This is a genomic window from Pseudomonas salicis, assembly GCF_057128705.1.
The window spans coordinates 57,204-73,513 of sequence record NZ_JBSKHU010000008.1; the positions used below are offsets into that span (position 1 = coordinate 57,204).

Consider the following 16,310-nt stretch of genomic DNA (forward strand, 5'->3'; position numbering starts at 1 on the left):
GTTTTTGTTGTCATGATATCGAACTCTTCAATTTATGGTTGGTGGCCGTTAGCTGCCACAATTCGACGTAAACGTATTTTTCCTGGGGTGAAAAGTCGGGTATTTCCTACGGATGTGTAGTCCGTTTCTTTTTTGTTCTTCGAGGCGGCACGATTGTGTATGTCACGCGTAAGTGCGGAGTCGCTCAGTTACAAATTTCTTACGGATATCAAAAAAAATAATTTTTCTTTGAGGGAGCGTAAGTTGCGCGAGATGCATACCCTACATATGTAGTGGTGGCTCTTTAAGGATTTATTGAAAGTTGGCGAATTCGGCTCAAGCGTGGAATTTCAGCGGCGATAACGAAACTGTAGGTTTTCCGGGCGAAATGGACTTCCCCGTTTTTTGAAAACCTGCCGTTTCTATCAACGAGGGAATTCAAAATGGCTTTAACCGTCAATACCAATATTGCGTCGTTGTCCGTTCAACGGAATCTGAACCGGTCTTCCGAGTCGTTGAGTACGGCCATGACCCGTCTGTCTTCGGGGTTGCGGATCAACAGTGCCAAAGATGACGCGGCGGGTATGCAGATCGCGAATCGGCTTACGAGTCAAATTCGCGGTCTCACCGTCGCACAACGCAACGCCAATGACGCTATCTCAATCATTCAAACGACGGAGGGTGCGCTGAAGCGTTCGACGGATATCTTGCAGCGCATGCGTGATCTGGGTTTGCAGGCAAAGAATGGCAATAACAGCCCAGCCGAACGCCAAGCGATCAATAAAGAGTTTCTGGAGTCTCAGGAAGAGTTGTCGAGGATTTCATCGACTACTCGTTTCGGGCGTGACTTGAATTTGCTGGATGGAACAGCGGGCACACTGACGTTTCATGTCGGGGCCAATACCGGCCCAAGCGAAGAAATCAGTTTGTCGCTGAATAAAAGTTTTGGAGCGTCGACCTTGTTTGTCGCTACGAAAACGATTGACGAAGTTCAAGCAGGGCCGGGGACCACAGGCAATCGGAAAGTAGTCGCTGGGGAGTACACACCTTACGCGCTGGATGGGACGGGCTATCGAAACACCGTTGAACCGAAGGTCACGAAGCAGATGCAGACGGATGTCGCCGATAAAACCAAACTGGTCGCCGCTGCACAGGCCGGATTGGATGCAGCCAATAAGCTTGATCCGGCCGACCCTGCGACGGCAGGGGCTATCACGACGGCGACGACTGCGGTTACTGATGCTCAGAAAGAGCTTGATACCGCCGCTGCGACCCTCAAAACCGCCCAAAAGGAAGATGAGGTCAATGAGCCTCTCAATAACGCAGCGATCAACGACAACATTGATGCAACCGTCGACGCCGTTGGCAATGCCTTGGAGATCCTGAACGCGTTCACGGCTGAGCTGGGTGCCAAGCAAAACCGGCTCACACATACGGTCGCCAACATTTCCAACGTTGTGGAAAACGTGACGGCCTCCCGAGGGCGAATCGAGGACGTCGACTTCGCCGCCGAAACCGCCGAGCTGACCAAACAACAAACCCTCCAACAGGCTTCCACGGCCATCCTCGCCCAGGCGAACCAACTGCCTGCGGCGGTGTTGAAGCTGCTTCAGTAAGGCGGGTCTTTTCAGGTAAACCGCTGAACCGGGCACGTCCAGGCGACGTGTCCATCTTGAATTCCGTTGGCAATCATAGGTTTAACGTCTTGATTAAAGCTTGCGAGGGTTCCGCCGAAACGCTGTGTAACCCCCGTCGAAAGCAGGGGTGGCGCTCTGGTGGCAAAAAATTTTTGAAAAGCCCTCAAGCTCCTGACAACTACGACGATAAACATTACGAAGGTTCTCTAGGCCACACCCGGCGCTTGCCAGGGCCGGAAAGCCGCAGTACCCAACCAACGAGGAATTCATCATGGCTTTAGGCGTAAACACTAACGTAGCTTCCTTGGCTGTTCAGAAGAACCTGGGCAAAGCTTCCGATGCACTGTCGACTTCGATGACTCGTCTGTCGTCCGGTCTGAAAATCAACAGCGCTAAAGACGACGCTGCCGGCCTGCAGATCGCTACTCGCGAAACTTCGCAAATCCGTGGCCAGACCGTAGCAATCAAGAACGCCAACGACGGTATCTCGATGGCTCAGACGGCTGAAGGCGCTCTGCAAGAGTCGACCAACATTCTGCAACGTATGCGTGAACTGGCTGTTCAGTCGCGAAACGACACCAACGGCTCGGCTGACCGTACCGCTCTGAACGCTGAATTCGCTCAGATGTCGGACGAACTGACCCGTATCTCGGCTTCGACCAACCTCAACGGCAAAAACCTGCTCGACGGCTCCGCCGGCAGCATGACTCTGCAAGTGGGTTCGGACGTAGGTTCGGCTAACCAGATCACCCTGACCCTGACCGGCAAGTTCGACGCAACTTCCCTGTCGGTTGCCAGCGGTTCGGTTGCCATCTCCGGCACCAGCGCCACTGCTTCGGGCAACATTGACAAGGCGATCACTTCGATCGACGCGGCTCTGGCCTCGATCAACTCCACCCGTGCTGCCCTCGGTGCTTCGCAAAACCGTCTGACCAGCACCATTTCCAACCTGCAAAACGTCAACGAAAACGCCACCGCTGCACTGGGCCGTATTCAAGACACCGACTTCGCAGCTGAAACCGCTAACCTGACCAAACAGCAAACTCTGCAACAAGCTTCCACCGCTGTTCTGGCCCAGGCTAACCAACTGCCTTCCGCTGTACTGAAACTGCTTCAGTAATATCGGAATGAGTTTTGGCGGGGGAGTGTGCTTGCGTACTCTCCCGCTTTTTACTTTTGAGAGGTGAGTAGACATGGACATAAGTACGCGGCTGAATCTGTCTTATGCTGCTGTGCAGACGACGCCATTGGTCACGGACAAGACCCCGGTACCTCCTCCGGTCATTCCCGCTCCCGTTCCCGTGTCGGCTTCTGATACGGACACGAACAAAAGTAAAGACTCAAATTCCGACAAAGGTGATCAAGCCTTGAAAGCCGCCGTCGATCAGATCGAAAAGTTCGTTCAGTCGGTTCGGCGTAATCTGGAATTCTCCATTGATGAGGCATCCGGTAAGGTCGTTGTGAAAGTCATTGCCAGCGAAACGGGTGAAGTGGTGCGGCAGTTGCCGTCCGCCGAAGCATTGAAAATCGCTGACAGCCTTCAGAACGCTCATAGCCTGTTGTTCGACGCTAAAGTCTGAGTGGCATGAAACGTGTACGCGGTTGTTTTGAGCTGTGATTAGTCAAAAGACCGACTCAACCTGAAAGGAGACACACATGGCGAGTCCAATTACCCCATCAACCGGCCTGGGGTCTGGCCTGGCGATTGGCGATATCGTTACCGCGCTGGTCAACTCTGACAAGCTCGCGAAGCAAACGCAGATCACGACCCAGACCAAACTGGTCACGACCAAGCTTTCCGGCATCGGCACGCTGCAATCGGCGTTGTCGGCGTTTCAGACATTGCTCAAGCCTCCAACCGGCACCACCAGCAAACTGCAATTCGCAGGCTATGCGGCGACTTCGTCGGACGCCACCAAGGTGAGCGTAACCTCCGACAACTCTGCCGTGCCTGGCACCCACACGGTTGTCGTGAACAAAGTTGCAACCAGTTCCAGCGTCGCAACTGCGGCGTTCGCCGGTGACGCCAAGAGCAGTGCTATTCCGACTGGGGGGTCGCTGACCGTCAGTCAGAATGGCATTGGCAAGACTTACACGATTGCCGATGGCGACACATTGGCTTCCGTTGCCAAACAGATCAATGCTGATACCAAAACCACGGGTATCAGCGCCAACATCATCACCGATACCAATGGTTCCCGGTTGGTGTTTGGCTCTACCGCTACAGGTGCCGGCTCTGATATCACTACCACCAGTGGTATCACAGGCCTTCAGATCGACGCGGGTGTTCCTGTCAACACGACCTCGGCGTCTTCCGCCGGTTACATCGGTGCCCAGCCGATCGATGCTGACGTCACCATCGACGGCTTCAACTTCACCAGCAAAAGCAACACCATCGATAAAAACCTCGGTGGTGTGTCGCTGACGTTGCTGCCGGGCAGTGACAAATCGACGACGCCGGTGACCGTGACGGTTGCCACCAACACCGACGGGCTCAAGGCATCGCTGCAAGCGTTCGTCGATTCCTACAACTCGGTTGTAAAGGCCGTCAGCACGGTCACCAAGGCCACGGTCAGCGCCACGCCCGACCCTACCACCGGCGCAACCGTGACCCCGGCGGCCCTGACCGGCGACTCGATGCCGCGCTCCATTCTGTCGGCACTGCGCAACGAGTTGGTCACCACGGGCGCGGGCGGCGACCTGTCGGTGCTTTCGCAGCTCGGCATCACCACGGCCCAGGCAGACGGTACGCTTTCGCTGGACAGCACCAAGTTCGATGCGGCCATGAGCAAAGGTCTGGCGGGTGATGTGCAGACACTGTTCAGCGGGACCGGTGACGGCAGCAACGGCCTGATCGCGCGCATGAACAACGCCATCACGCCGTACACCCAGACTGGCGGTATTTTCGCCACTCGGACCACCAGCCTGAACAAGCAGCAGAGCGACCTGCAGGATCAACAGACGGCGCTGGACCTGCGTGTGACCACGCTGACTGCCACACTCACCGCGAAATACAACGCGATGGACCTGTTGGTCGGACAGCTGAAGGCGTCGGCGACGAGCATCACCTCGTTCTTCGACTCTTTGAACGCGTCGAAAGGCTGATCCTTAGCGCTCTAAACCATGACCCGGCCCATGTGCCGGGTTTTTGGCATCTGGCCTTAAAGTTTCCCAGGGCCGTGTCGATACATTGAATATACGAACTTCGAGTTGTGCGAGGTAAGAAAACATGAACCGTATGGCAGCCCTTCGGCAGTATCAGAAGGTTAACTCACAGGCGCAGACCGCCGTGGCCACGCCGCACCGTCTGGTACAAATGCTCATGGAAGCCGGCCTGGACCGCATCGCTCAGGCCAAAGGTGCCATCGAGCGTAAAGACATTGCGGCCAAAGGTGTATTGATTGGCAAGGCGATCGAGGTCATCGGTGGTCTGCGTGAGGGGTTGGACATGGAGAAGCAGGCTGAAGCCCTGGCTCACGTCGACAACCTGTATGTGTACATGATGAAGCGTCTGGCCGAAGCCAACATCAAGACCAGCCCGAAAATCCTCGACGAAGTCAGCGATTTGCTGACCACCGTCAAGGAAGGTTGGGACGGTATCGGCGATCAGCAACCCGCGCTGTGAAGGAGACGACCATGAGCGCTGCACTCAAGCGAATCGAAGAAACCCGCGAAGCCCTGGTCGATGCCCTCGCCGAACGCGATTGGGAGACGATCGGCAAGCTCGACCTGGCCTGCCGTGCCTGTGTCGACGACGTGATTCGTGAGGCGAATGACGATGAGCCTGACTTGCGCAGCAATCTGGAAGAGTTGTTGGGGGTCTATCGGCAGTTGATAGATATCGCTGTGGGCGAACGCCAAGCGATTGTCGATGAAATGTCGCAGATCCAGCGAGCGAAATCCGCGGCAAAGGTTTACCATCTGTTCGGTTGACGCTGGGTTGATCGAAAAAATATGTGCGCCATAAAATTGACTGTGTACGGTTTTTTGACTTAACTAGTGATGTTCACTAATTTCTGGCTGTTGTAAACGTCTCTGCGGACCATACACAGGCCAAGCTTGCCCCTGAATGGGCATCGAGTTGACTAGGGAAGTTGCTATTGCATGTGGCGTGAAATCAAGATTCTGCTGATCGATGACGATAGCCAGCGCCGCCGTGACATGGCGGTGATTCTGAATTTTCTCGGCGACGAGAACCTATCCTGCTCCAGTACCGACTGGCAGCAAGTCGTGGGTTCTTTGGCATCCACTCGGGAAGTCCTGTGCGTATTGGTCGGCACCGTAAATGCCCCGGGCAGTCTTCAAGGGCTGCTTAAGACCGTCGCGGCATGGGATGAGTTCCTTCCTGTTTTGCTGATGGGCGAAAATTCTTCGGCTGACCTGGCTGAAGACCTGCGTCGACGCGTGTTGTCCACTGTCGAAATGCCGCCGAGCTACAGCAAGCTGCTGGATTCCCTGCACCGCGCTCAGGTGTATCGCGAGATGTACGACCAGGCCCGTGAGCGTGGCCGTCAACGCGAACCCAATCTGTTCCGCAGCCTCGTCGGCACCAGCCGTGCGATCCAGCACGTGCGCCAGATGATGCAGCAAGTGGCCGACACCGACGCCAGTGTGCTGATCCTTGGCGAGTCCGGCACCGGCAAGGAAGTGGTCGCGCGTAACCTCCATTACCATTCCAAACGCCGTGACGCGCCTTTCGTGCCCGTGAACTGTGGCGCCATCCCTGCCGAACTGCTGGAAAGCGAACTGTTCGGTCATGAGAAAGGCGCGTTCACCGGTGCGATCACCAGCCGGGCAGGGCGCTTCGAACTGGCCAACGGCGGCACGCTGTTTCTCGATGAAATCGGTGACATGCCGCTGCCGATGCAGGTCAAGCTGCTGCGTGTGTTGCAGGAACGTACCTTCGAGCGCGTGGGCAGCAACAAGACCCAGAGCGTCGATGTGCGCATCATTGCGGCGACCCACAAGAACCTCGAAGACATGATCGAGACCGGTGGCTTCCGCGAAGACTTGTACTACCGCCTCAACGTGTTCCCGATCGAGATGGCGCCGTTGCGTGAGCGCGTGGAAGACATCCCGCTGCTGATGAACGAGCTGATCTCGCGCATGGAGCACGAAAAGCGTGGGTCCATCCGTTTCAACTCGGCGGCGATCATGTCGCTGTGCCGTCACGGCTGGCCGGGCAACGTTCGCGAGCTGGCCAACCTGGTCGAGCGCATGGCGATCATGCACCCATACGGCGTGATCGGTGTGGCTGAGCTGCCGAAGAAATTCCGCTACGTCGACGACGAAGATGAGCAGTTGGTGGACAGCCTGCGCAGCGACCTCGAAGAACGCGTGGCCATCAACGGGCATACGCCGAACTTCGCCAACAGCGCGATGCTGCCGCCGGAAGGCCTGGACCTGAAAGACTACCTCGGTGGTCTGGAACAGGGCCTGATCCAGCAGGCGCTCGACGACGCCAACGGCATTGTCGCCCGTGCCGCCGAACGTCTGCGCATCCGCCGCACCACGTTGGTGGAGAAAATGCGCAAGTATGGAATGAGCCGTCGCGAAGGCGATGATCAGCTCGACGAGTGACGCTCGATTGACGCCCGCCAAAAAGACCGCTGATTTTTCAGCGGTTTTTTTTCGGCACGAGGATTGCTAAGTCTCTCGCAACATACCGTTTACTGACGGTTCGCCACCGAGAGATCAACTATGCCCCAGGCCGCTCAGATGTCTTCCGAACCCGTCTTGCCAGGTTCGCAAGTGCAGCCGTCCCCGGAAGTGGAAAGTCGACAGGGTTTGGAGCAGGCGTTCGCCCTGTTCAACCAGATGTCGGTGCAACTGACCGATTCCTACAGCCTGCTGGAAGCGCGGGTCACCGAACTCAAGGGTGAGTTGGCGGTGGTCAGTGCGCAGCGCATGGAGGAGCTGGCGGAGAAAGAGCGTCTGGCGAACCGCCTTCAACACCTGCTGGACCTGCTGCCCGGTGGCGTTATCGTCATCGATGGCACTGGCACCGTGCGCGAGGCCAACCCGGCGGCGATCGATTTGTTGGGCGAGCCGCTGATCGGCATGCTCTGGCGTCACGTCATCGCCCGTTGCTTCGCGCCTCGTGAGGACGACGGTCACGAAATCTCCTTGAAAGATGGCCGTCGCCTGTCCATCGCCACCCGCTCGCTGGACGCCGAACCGGGTCAGTTGGTGTTGCTCAACGACCTGACTGAAACCCGCCACCTGCAAAGCCAGTTGGCGCGCCACGAACGGCTTTCATCGCTGGGGCGAATGGTCGCGTCGCTGGCCCATCAGATTCGCACGCCGCTGTCCGCCGCGATGATTTACGCCAGTCATCTTACCGAGCAGGTCCTGAACGTCGAAACTCAGCAGCGTTTTGCGGGGCGCTTGAAAGAGCGTCTGCACGAGCTGGAGCATCAGGTGCGGGACATGCTGGTGTTTGCCCGTGGCGAGCTGCCGCTGACCGACCGCTTGGCGCCGCAAGCCCTGGTCGAGGCGCTGGAGTCGGCGGCCCAGACTCACGTGCGTGATGTGTCTGTGCGTTGGCAGTGCAACAGCGCAGACGGCGAATTGCTGTGCAACCGTGACACCCTCGTCGGGGCGCTGCTCAACCTCGTCGAAAACGCCGTGCAGGCCAGTGGTCCGGGCGCGCGCGTCAAAATTCATGCGTACAACCGGGGCAACACGCTGCGGCTGTGCATCAGCGACAACGGCAGTGGCATCGACGCCGCTGCGTTGGCGCGGATCGGCGAACCGTTCTTCACCACCAAGACCACGGGCACTGGCTTGGGGCTGGCGGTGGTCACGGCGGTCGCTCGCGCTCACCAGGGACAGGTGCAATTCCGTTCGCGTCCGGGTCGCGGCACCTGTGCCATCGTTTCTTTGCCGCTGATTCCGGGCGTCAGCGCCACAGGTAACGACTCATGACGATCAACGTATTGCTGGTCGAGGACGATCATTCGCTCCGCGAAGCTCTGGGCGAAACCCTGGAGCTGGCCGGCCACGATTTCCATGCCGTCGGTTCGGCGGAAGACGCCTTGCTGGCGGCGGCTGAGCGTTCGTTCAGTCTGGTGATCAGCGACGTCAACATGCCGGGCATGGACGGCCACCAGTTGCTCGCCCAGTTGCGCAGCCGCTACCCGCAATTGCCGGTGCTGCTGATGACCGCCCATGGCGCGGTGGATCGGGCCGTTGAAGCGATGCGTCAAGGCGCCGCCGATTACCTGGTCAAGCCGTTTGAGCCCAAGGCGTTGCTGGCGCTGGTCGCTCGCCACGCGCTGGGCCGTCTGGGGCCTGCCGATGGCGAGGGGCCGATTGCCGTCGAGCCTGCCAGTGCGCAATTGCTGAACCTGGCGAGCCGCGTGGCGAAGAGTGATTCCACCGTGCTGATTTCCGGCGAGTCCGGGACCGGCAAGGAAGTGTTGGCGCGCTTCATTCACCAGCAGTCGCCCCGGGCGGGCAAGCCGTTCATCGCCATCAACTGCGCCGCCATTCCGGACAACATGCTGGAGGCCACGCTGTTTGGCCACGAGAAGGGCTCCTTTACTGGCGCCATCGCGGCCCAGGCGGGCAAATTCGAACAAGCCGATGGCGGCACGATTCTGCTCGACGAGATTTCCGAGATGCCCATGGGCTTGCAGGCCAAGCTGCTGCGGGTTTTGCAGGAGCGCGAAGTGGAGCGCGTCGGTGCGCGCAAGCCTATCGAACTGGACATCCGCGTGCTCGCCACCACCAACCGCGATCTGGCGGGCGAAGTGGCGGCGGGGCGTTTCCGTGAAGACCTGTTCTATCGCTTGTCGGTGTTTCCACTGGCGTGGCAGCCGCTGCGTCAGCGTCCTGGCGATATTCTGCCGTTGGCTGAGCGTCTGCTGGCCAAGCACGTCAATAAAATGAAGCACGCGCCGGTGCGGTTGTCGGCCGAGGCGCAGAAGTGCCTGGTCGGTTACAGCTGGCCGGGCAATGTTCGCGAGCTGGACAACGCCGTGCAGCGTGCGCTGATTCTGCAGCAGGGCGGGGTGATTCAGGCTGAGGACTTCTGCCTCGCAGGCCCGATCAGCTTCGCGTCGGCCATTCCGTCTGCGCCGGCGCTTCAGGTTCTGCCGCCGCTGCCGACAATGCCCAGTGTCACGGAATCGTCGTCGGACGCAATCGGCGGCGAATTGGCCGGGGCGCTGGGTGAAGACCTGCGTCGCCGCGAGTTCCAGATGATCATCGACACCCTGCGCGCCGAGCGCGGCCGCCGCAAGGAGGCCGCCGAACGCCTGGGTATCAGCCCGCGTACATTGCGCTACAAGCTGGCGCAGATGAGGGATGCGGGGATGGACGTCGAGGGGTATCTGTTCGCCAGTTGAGTTTCACCGGCCTGTGCAGGAGCGTGGCTTGTCCCGCGATCTGCCGGGCACCGGCAGCAATATGTATTCATGCGGATCGTTTGACACACCGCGTGGCATGGATTTGCGGCGGGTTCCCCGCCGATCGTGGGACAAGCCACGCTCCTGCAGCCCTCGCGCATGATGTTCTGTAACCCTCCCAATACTTTCACAAAAGCTGGCACAGTGCCGCCATTGGTCTGGCACCGTTGTTGCTACTACATGGGTAACCGCTGAATCGGTGTCAAAAATTTGCGGCCCCTTTGAGAGAGAAGTCCATGAGCCAAGGTGTTGAATTTAATCGCTTGATGTTGGACATGCGCTCCATGCAGATGGACGCCATGGCCAAGCCGAAGGGCATTGAAGCCCCGGAAATGGCCAGTGGGACCCGTTTTTCCGACATGCTCGGCATGGCGGTTAACAAGGTCAACGACACCCAACAGGCGTCGAACCAATTGTCGACCGCATTCGAGATGGGCAAGAGCGGCGTGGACCTCACCGACGTGATGATTTCCTCGCAGAAAGCCAGCGTTTCGTTTCAAGCGCTGACCCAGGTACGCAACAAGCTGGTTCAGGCGTACCAAGACATCATGCAAATGCCGGTTTGAGGACGATTTAAGTCATGGCTGAAGCCGTCGCCGATAACGTACCTGCAAAAGCGGGTGCGACAGGAAGCAAGCCCCCGGTGTTCGGGCTGGCGTTCCTGCAAAATCTTTCCGAGATGACCATGCTGCGTCAGGTCGGCCTCATGGTCGGTCTGGCCGCCAGCGTGGCGATTGGTTTTGCCGTCGTGCTTTGGTCGCAACAGCCAGACTACAAGCCGCTTTACGGCAGTCTGTCGGGCATGGACACCAAGCAGGTGATGGACACGCTGGCCCAGGCTGACATTCCGTACACCGTCGAGCCGAACTCCGGTGCCTTGCTGGTCAAGTCCGACGACCTGTCCCGTGCCCGCATCAAGCTGGCCGGTGCCGGTATCGCGCAGACCGATGGCAATGTCGGCTTCGAGATTCTCGACAAGGATCAGGGCCTCGGCACCAGCCAGTTCATGGAAGCCACCCGTTATCGTCGTGGCCTGGAAGGCGAACTGGCGCGCACCATTTCCAGCCTGAACAACATCAAGGCCGCTCGCGTTCACCTGGCGATTCCGAAAAGCTCGGTGTTCGTCCGTGACGACCGCAAGCCGACCGCTTCGGTGCTGGTTGAAATGTACGCCGGGCGCAGCCTGGAGCCAGGTCAGGTGACCGCCATCGTCAATCTGGTGGCGACCAGTGTTCCCGAGCTGACCAAGTCACAGGTCACCGTCGTCGACCAGAAAGGCAACCTGCTGTCGGACCTGGGTGAGAACTCGGAACTGACCATGGCGGGCAAGCAATTCGACTACACCCGGCGCATGGAAACCATGCTGACTCAGCGTGTCCAGAACATCCTGCAGCCGGTGCTGGGCAATGACCGCTACAAGGCAGAAGTGTCGGCCGACGTTGATTTCAGCGCGGTCGAGTCCACCGCCGAGAGCTTCAACCCTGATCAGCCTGCATTGCGCAGCGAGCAGACCACCACCGAACAACGCTCCAGCGGCAGCGGTCCGCAAGGCGTGCCGGGTGCCTTGAGCAACCAGCCACCGGGCCCGGCCACTGCGCCACAGAACGCCACCGCCGGTGCCGCAGGTGCTGCCGGTCCGATCGCCCCGGGCCAACCGTTGCTGGACGCCAATGGTCAGCAGATCATGGACCCGGCCACCGGTCAGCCGATGCTCGCGCCGTACCCGGCCGACAAACGTAATCAATCGACCAAGAACTTCGAGCTGGACCGCTCCATCAGCCACACCAAGCAACAGCAGGGCAAGATCAATCGCCTCTCTGTCGCTGTCGTGGTGGACGATCAGGTCAAGCTCAACCCGGCCAACGGCGAAACCACCATGGTGCCGTGGACCGCCGATCAATTGGCGCGCTTCACCCGTCTGGTGCAGGACGCCGTCGGCTTTGACGCAGCCCGTGGCGACAGCGTGAGCGTGATCAACGTGCCGTTCTCCACCGACCGTGGCGAAGTGATTCCTGACATCGCGTTCTATCAGCAGCCCTGGTTCTGGGACATCGTCAAACAGGCGATGGGCGTGATCTTCATTCTGGTGCTGGTGTTCGGCGTGCTGCGTCCGGTGCTCAACAACATCACCAATCCGAAGGGCAAGCATGCCGACGGTGACGTGGAACTGGGCGGCATGGTCGGTCTGGACGGTGAGCTGGCCAATGACCGCGTGAGCCTGGGTGGCCCGCAAAGTATCCTGCTGCCGAGCCCGACCGAGGGTTATGACGCGCAGCTCAACGCAATCAAGAGCCTGGTGGCTGAAGACCCGGCTCGGGTGGCTCAGGTCGTAAAAGAGTGGATTAACACAGATGAGTGATAGTCGTGCTGCTGCGGTCAAAATGACCCGTGTCGATAAGGCTGCGATCCTGCTCCTCACCCTCGGTGAGACGGACGCCGCTCAGGTGTTGCGCCACATGGGCCCTAAAGAGGTTCAGCGTGTGGGCGTGGCCATGGCGCAGATGCGCAACGTGCACCGCGAGCAGGTCGAGCAGGTGATGAGCGAGTTCGTCGACGTCATCGGCGACCAGACCGGCGTGGGCATCGGCTCCGACGGCTACATTCGCAAAATGCTGACGCAGGCGCTGGGCGAAGACAAGGCCAACGGCCTGATCGACCGCATCCTGCTGGGCGGCAACACCAGCGGCCTGGACAGCCTGAAGTGGATGGAGCCGCGCGCCGTTGCGGACGTCATTCGCTACGAGCACCCGCAGATTCAGGCCATCGTCGTCGCGTACCTCGACGCCGACCAGGCCGGTGAAGTGGTGAGCCATTTCGACCACAAAGTGCGTCTGGACATCATTCTGCGCGTTTCGTCGTTAAACACCGTACAGCCAGCGGCCCTGAAAGAGCTGAACCAGATTCTTGAGAAGCAGTTCTCGGGCAACGCCAACACGTCGCGTACCACCCTGGGCGGTATCAAGCGTGCAGCGGACATCATGAACTTCCTCGACAGCTCGATCGAAGGCCAGCTCATGGATTCCATCCGCGAAGTGGACGAAGACCTGTCGACGCAGATCGAAGACCTCATGTTCGTCTTCAACAACCTGTCCGACGTCGACGACCGTGGCATTCAGGCCCTGTTGCGCGAAGTCTCTTCCGATGTGCTGGTGCTGGCCCTCAAGGGTTCGGACGACGCCATCAAAGAAAAGATTTTCAAGAACATGTCCAAACGGGCTGCCGAGCTGTTGCGCGACGACCTGGAAGCCAAAGGCCCGGTTCGTGTCAGCGACGTGGAAGCGGCACAGAAAGAAATCCTCACCATTGCCCGTCGTATGGCGGAGGCCGGGGAGATCGTTCTCGGCGGCAAAGGTGGCGAGGAAATGATTTAACAGTAGGTGCAGTCGATGTTCAGCTCCGATAAAGAAGCACCCAGCGAGCTTATCCGCGCCAAGGATCTGCGTGGGATCGATGTCTGGACATTGCCCAGCTTCGATCCTCATGTGGAAGAGCCCGAGCCGGAACCGGTGGTTGAGCCGGAGCCTCAGGAAAGCGAAGAAGTGCCGCTGGAGGAAGTCCAGCCACTGACCCTGGAAGAGCTGGAAAGCATCCGTCAGGACGCCTACAACGAAGGTTTCGCCATCGGCGAGAAAGAGGGTTTCCACAGCACGCAGCTCAAGGTTCGCCAAGAGGCCGAAGTGGCTTTGACGGCCAAGTTGGAAAGCCTTGAAACCCTGATGACGCACCTGCTTGAGCCCATCGCCGAGCAGGACGCGCAGATCGAAAAATCCATGATCCAGTTGGTCGAGCACCTCGCCCGGCAGGTCATTCAGCGCGAGCTGAAAACCGATTCCAGCCAGATCGGCAAAGTGCTTCAGGACGCCTTGCGGCTGTTGCCCATGGGCGCCACCAACGTGCGGATTCTGGTCAATTCCCAGGACTTCGCCCAGGTCAAAGCGCTGCGTGAACGCCACGAAGAAAACTGGCGCATCCTCGAAGACGACACCCTGCAGCCGGGCGGTTGCCGGGTCGAAACCGAACACAGCCGCATCGACGCGACCATCGAGACACGTTTGAGCGTGGCCATCGCCAAGATGTTCGACCAGCTGCACGAACAAGCCCTGCACCCGACGGTGCCGGACGTGAGTGTCGATCTGGAAGCCGCGATCAAAAGCGCCGAAGACCTGATGCAGAAAAACGCGGACGCGTCCGATGCGTCTTGAGCGCACCAGCTTCGGCAAACGCCTGAGCGCCTACCCTGACGCCATCAGCTTGCCCGTCCAGCCCGTGGTCGAAGGCCGCCTGCTGCGCATGGTGGGCCTGACGCTTGAGGCGGAAGGCCTGCGTGCGGCGATGGGCAGCCGCTGTGTAGTGATCAACGACGACAGCCATCAACCGGTGGAAGTCGAGGCCGAAGTCATGGGCTTTGCCGGTGGCAAGGTGTTCCTGATGCCCGTGGGCAGCGTCGCCGGCATTGCACCGGGCGCACGCGTGGTGCCGCTGCCTGACACTGGGCGTTTGCCGATGGGCATGACCATGCTCGGTCGTGTGCTCGATGGCGCCGGTCGTCCGCTGGACGGCAAGGGCGGCATGAAGGCCGAAGACTGGGTGCCGCTGGACGGCCCGACCATTAACCCGCTCAAACGCGACCCGATCAGCCAGCCGCTGGATGTCGGCATTCGCTGCATCAACGGTTTGTTGACGGTGGGTCGCGGCCAGCGTCTGGGCCTGTTCGCCGGGACTGGCGTGGGTAAATCCGTGCTGCTGGGGATGATGACCCGCTTCACCGAGGCCGACATCATCGTCGTCGGGCTGATCGGTGAACGGGGCCGTGAGGTGAAGGAATTCATCGAACACATCCTCGGCGAAGAAGGCCTCAAGCGCTCTGTAGTCGTCGCATCCCCTGCAGACGACGCGCCCCTGATGCGTCTGCGGGCGGCGATGTATTGCACGCGGATCGCCGAATATTTCCGCGACAAGGGCAAGAACGTCCTGTTGCTGATGGACTCCCTGACCCGTTTCGCCCAAGCCCAGCGGGAAATCGCCCTGGCCATCGGCGAACCGCCCGCAACCAAAGGCTATCCGCCGTCAGTGTTCGCCAAACTGCCGAAGCTGGTAGAGCGCGCCGGTAACGCGGAGAAGGGCGGCGGTTCGATCACCGCGTTCTACACCGTTTTGTCCGAAGGCGACGACCAACAGGACCCGATTGCCGACTCGGCGCGGGGCGTGCTGGACGGCCACATCGTGCTGTCGCGGCGCCTGGCGGAAGAGGGGCATTACCCGGCCATCGACATCGAAGCGTCCATCAGCCGGGTCATGCCGTCCGTGGTCTCGCCCGAGCACATGGTTCAGGCCCAGTACTTCAAGCAATTGTGGTCGCGCTACCAGCAGAGTCGCGACTTGATCAGCGTCGGTGCCTATGTCGCCGGGGGGGATCGCGAGACGGACACGGCGATCAATCTGCAGCCGCAACTGGTGCGTTATCTGCGTCAAGGGCTGCACGACAACGAGAGCATGGAGAGCAGCGAAGCGCAGCTGGCGAGGATCTTCAATCCTCAGGCCGGGGGCTGATAGCCCATGGCCCAGAGTCGCGCCGCCCGACTGGCGCCGGTGGTGGACATGGCCGAAAAGGCCGAAAAGACCGCCGTTCAGCGTCTGGGGCATTTTCAAGGACAGGTTCGGCTGGCCGAGAGCAAACTCGGCGAGCTGGAGAAGTTTCGCTCCGACTATCAACAGCAATGGATCGACAAAGGCGCCCACGGCGTGTCCGGCCAGTGGCTGATGAACTACCAGCGCTTTCTCAACCAGCTTGAGACGGCGGTGAGTCAGCAGCGGCAGAGTCTGAACTGGCACCAGAACAACCTGAATAAAGCCCGGGGTGAGTGGCAGAAGGCGTATGCCCGGGTCGAGGGGTTGCGCAAGTTGGTGCAACGGTACATCGACGAGGCGAGGGCGCTGGAAGATAAGCGCGAGCAGAAACTGCTGGATGAGTTGTCGCAGCGGTTGCCCCGGGTTGATCAGCAATTTTAGGGGGCGTTGGGTTTTAGGTGCATATCCATTTAATCGGGTGTTGCTGATATTGGTTCCGCTCTTACAGCGGGTCACTTTTCTTTCGGGAAAAGTAACCAAAACCATCTGCTCCTGGTTTGGCCCTCCTTCGTCGGGTTCCCTCACTTCGGCGACGCTCCGTGGGCCCGCCGCGCTGGGCCATCCATGGCCCAGCGCGGCTCTCGCGGCATCCATGCCGCTCGACCCACTCCGCATCGCCTGCGTTCAGCCTGCACCCAAGTCGCGTTCTGCGGTG

Annotated in this window: 15 protein-coding genes; all 15 read left to right on the forward strand. The window is 59.5% G+C overall.

What is annotated here, in order from left to right; translation table 11 throughout:
* Nucleotides 1-422: 422 nt before the first annotated feature.
* Entirely contained in the window at nt 423-1,595 is a 1,173-nt protein-coding gene (locus ACWKWE_RS26005; protein WP_341958969.1) for a flagellin N-terminal helical domain-containing protein, read from the forward strand.
* A 292-nt stretch (nt 1,596-1,887) separates the two neighbouring features.
* Complete coding sequence (locus ACWKWE_RS26010) at nt 1,888-2,736, forward strand: flagellin domain-containing protein (protein WP_483852108.1); 849 nt, start codon at nt 1,888-1,890, stop codon at nt 2,734-2,736.
* Nucleotides 2,737-2,809: 73 nt separating this feature from the next.
* Complete coding sequence (locus ACWKWE_RS26015) at nt 2,810-3,196, forward strand: flagellar protein FlaG (RefSeq protein ID WP_483852109.1); 387 nt, start codon at nt 2,810-2,812, stop codon at nt 3,194-3,196.
* A gap of 76 nt (nt 3,197-3,272) precedes the next feature.
* Nucleotides 3,273-4,721 (forward strand): flagellar filament capping protein FliD, encoded by a 1,449-nt coding sequence (gene fliD / locus ACWKWE_RS26020; RefSeq protein ID WP_483852110.1) that lies wholly within the window; start codon nt 3,273-3,275, stop codon nt 4,719-4,721.
* Nucleotides 4,722-4,845: 124 nt separating this feature from the next.
* A complete protein-coding gene (fliS, locus tag ACWKWE_RS26025; protein ID WP_166598001.1) occupies nt 4,846-5,241 on the forward strand; it encodes a flagellar export chaperone FliS in 396 nt (131 codons plus the stop codon).
* Between the two features lie 11 nt (nt 5,242-5,252).
* On the forward strand, nt 5,253-5,549 hold the full coding sequence (fliT, locus tag ACWKWE_RS26030; protein WP_166598000.1) for a flagellar protein FliT: 297 nt from the start codon (nt 5,253-5,255) through the stop codon (nt 5,547-5,549).
* 171 nt (nt 5,550-5,720) lie between these two features.
* Nucleotides 5,721-7,196 (forward strand): sigma-54 dependent transcriptional regulator, encoded by a 1,476-nt coding sequence (locus tag ACWKWE_RS26035; protein ID WP_483852111.1) that lies wholly within the window; start codon nt 5,721-5,723, stop codon nt 7,194-7,196.
* Between the two features lie 138 nt (nt 7,197-7,334).
* Entirely contained in the window at nt 7,335-8,543 is a 1,209-nt protein-coding gene (locus ACWKWE_RS26040; RefSeq protein WP_256665378.1) for a sensor histidine kinase, read from the forward strand.
* Nucleotides 8,540-9,967 carry a sigma-54-dependent transcriptional regulator gene (locus tag ACWKWE_RS26045; RefSeq protein WP_483852112.1) on the forward strand — a complete coding sequence of 476 codons (1,428 nt, stop codon included), beginning with the start codon at nt 8,540-8,542 and terminating at the stop codon, nt 9,965-9,967. The genes ACWKWE_RS26040 and ACWKWE_RS26045 overlap by 4 nt, the downstream gene beginning before the upstream one ends.
* A 296-nt stretch (nt 9,968-10,263) precedes the next feature.
* On the forward strand, nt 10,264-10,593 hold the full coding sequence (gene fliE, locus ACWKWE_RS26050; RefSeq protein ID WP_166597996.1) for a flagellar hook-basal body complex protein FliE: 330 nt from the start codon (nt 10,264-10,266) through the stop codon (nt 10,591-10,593).
* Between the two features lie 14 nt (nt 10,594-10,607).
* Nucleotides 10,608-12,386, forward strand: a complete 1,779-nt coding sequence (gene fliF / locus ACWKWE_RS26055) for a flagellar basal-body MS-ring/collar protein FliF (RefSeq protein ID WP_166597995.1) — start codon at nt 10,608-10,610, stop codon at nt 12,384-12,386.
* Nucleotides 12,379-13,398, forward strand: a complete 1,020-nt coding sequence (gene fliG / locus ACWKWE_RS26060; RefSeq protein WP_483852113.1) for a flagellar motor switch protein FliG — start codon at nt 12,379-12,381, stop codon at nt 13,396-13,398. The genes fliF and fliG overlap by 8 nt, the downstream gene beginning before the upstream one ends.
* A 15-nt stretch (nt 13,399-13,413) precedes the next feature.
* Entirely contained in the window at nt 13,414-14,229 is an 816-nt protein-coding gene (gene fliH, locus ACWKWE_RS26065; protein ID WP_166597994.1) for a flagellar assembly protein FliH, read from the forward strand.
* Nucleotides 14,219-15,577: a flagellar protein export ATPase FliI gene (gene fliI / locus ACWKWE_RS26070; RefSeq protein WP_166597993.1), complete on the forward strand. Its 1,359-nt coding sequence runs from the start codon at nt 14,219-14,221 to the stop codon at nt 15,575-15,577. Before fliH ends, fliI begins: the two co-directional genes overlap by 11 nt.
* A gap of 6 nt (nt 15,578-15,583) precedes the next feature.
* Entirely contained in the window at nt 15,584-16,036 is a 453-nt protein-coding gene (fliJ, locus tag ACWKWE_RS26075; protein ID WP_401151170.1) for a flagellar export protein FliJ, read from the forward strand.
* Nucleotides 16,037-16,310 lie beyond the last annotated feature (274 nt).